This window comes from Flavobacterium sp. UBA4854, from assembly GCF_002399805.1.
In the GTDB taxonomy this organism is placed as follows: Bacteria; Bacteroidota; Bacteroidia; order Flavobacteriales; family Flavobacteriaceae; genus Flavobacterium; species Flavobacterium ginsengisoli.
Genome location: NZ_DHEI01000108.1, coordinates 8,899 through 10,407 on the forward strand (window position 1 = coordinate 8,899; position 1,509 = coordinate 10,407).

At 32.6% G+C, this 1,509-nt stretch carries 3 protein-coding genes; 2 read left to right on the top strand and 1 reads right to left on the bottom strand.

The window, feature by feature from the left end:
- A partial coding sequence (locus B3J44_RS16025; protein ID WP_286969633.1) for a GreA/GreB family elongation factor occupies positions 1-306 on the top strand: 306 nt, incomplete at its 5' end.
- Between the two features lie 61 nt (positions 307-367).
- Positions 368-757, top strand: coding sequence for an HIT family protein (locus B3J44_RS16030; protein WP_198854543.1), 390 nt, complete (start codon positions 368-370; stop codon positions 755-757).
- Positions 758-813: 56 nt separating this feature from the next.
- On the opposite strand, the gene B3J44_RS16035 is transcribed toward B3J44_RS16030, so the two are convergent.
- On the bottom strand, positions 814-1,509 hold a 696-nt coding region (locus B3J44_RS16035), incomplete at its 5' end, for a sensor histidine kinase (RefSeq protein WP_286969636.1).

Sequence of the window (1,509 nt, forward strand, 5' to 3'; positions counted from 1 at the left end):
TTGTTAGAAATGAGAATTTCTAAACTAGAAGAGGTATATGCAAATGCAAGATTAATTGACGAGTCTCAACTAGATGTTTCTAAAGTTTTGGTTTTATCGAATGTAAAAATCAAAAACCAAAGCAACGGAATGGAAATGAAATATACGCTTGTTGCTGAAAGCGAAGCAGATTTAAAAACAGGAAAAATCTCTGTAACTTCTCCTATTGGAAAAGGATTGCTAGGAAAATCTGTTGGAGAAGTAGCTGAAATTACAGTTCCAAATGGAGTTCTTAAATTTGAAATTCTAGAAATCTCAAGAGACTAAATTTAGTTTAACCGTTTAATCGTTAAATCGGTTAAACGATTAACCAAATAACGAATAAACAATGAGTACAATATTCACTAAAATAGTAAACGGAGAAATTCCAGCTTACAAAATTGCAGAAGACGAAAACTACTTAGCATTTTTAGATGTAAATCCGAATGCTAAAGGACATACGCTTTGTATCCCGAAACAAGAAATCGATAAGATTTTTGATATGGATGAAGAGTTGTATTTAGGTTTAATGAAATTTTCTAAAAAAGTCGCTGCAGCTTTAGAAAAAACAGTTCCATGCAAAAGAATCGGAATAGCGGTTGTAGGACTTGAAGTGCCTCATGCACACGTACATTTGATTCCGTTAAACCACATGGACGAAATGCGTTTTATTGATAAAGTTTCACTCTCAAAAGAAGAATTTGAAGCTTTAGCAAAAGATATTCAATCAAATTTGTAAAGACTTCGACTTCGCTCAATCTGACAAAAAAGATAACTAAAGTGCAGTAAAATTTATTACTGCACTTTTTTATTTAATGAAATCTGAAAAGTAGTTCCTTTACCAATTTCAGAATGCAGAACTTTGATTTTTCCATTGTGATATTCCTCGACAATTCTTTTAGTTAAAGAAAGTCCAAGTCCCCAACCGCGTTTTTTGGTTGTAAAACCAGTTTCAAAAATGGTTTTAAATTGTTTTTTTGGAATTCCAGTTCCAGAATCTTTAATATTGATTTTTACCTGATGAGCATCTTGTTCAATTTGAAGATCAAGAGTACCTTTTCCTTTCATGGCATCAATTGCATTTTTTACCAAATTTTCTATAGTCCAACTGTGTAATGTTGGATTTATCATTCCTAAAATGGGTTCGTTTGGTGCCTGAAAAGAAAACGCAACTTGTTTAGAAAAACGAGATTGCAAATATTCATAAGCCGTTTTGGTTTCGTCGACAATATCGTGAAGTTCTAAAACTGGCACTGATCCAATTTTAGAAAAACGATCTGTAATAGTCTGAAGGCGTTCTATATCTTTCTCAATTTCGATACTTATAGAAGGATCAATTTCTTCTGTTTTTAAAATTTCAACCCAACCAATTAATGAAGAAAGCGGAGTGCCAATTTGGTGTGCCGTTTCTTTTGCCATTCCTGCCCAAAGCTTGTTTTGGGTTGCCATTTTGGTGCTTTTATAGAAATTATAAATTAATGCAATGCAAAG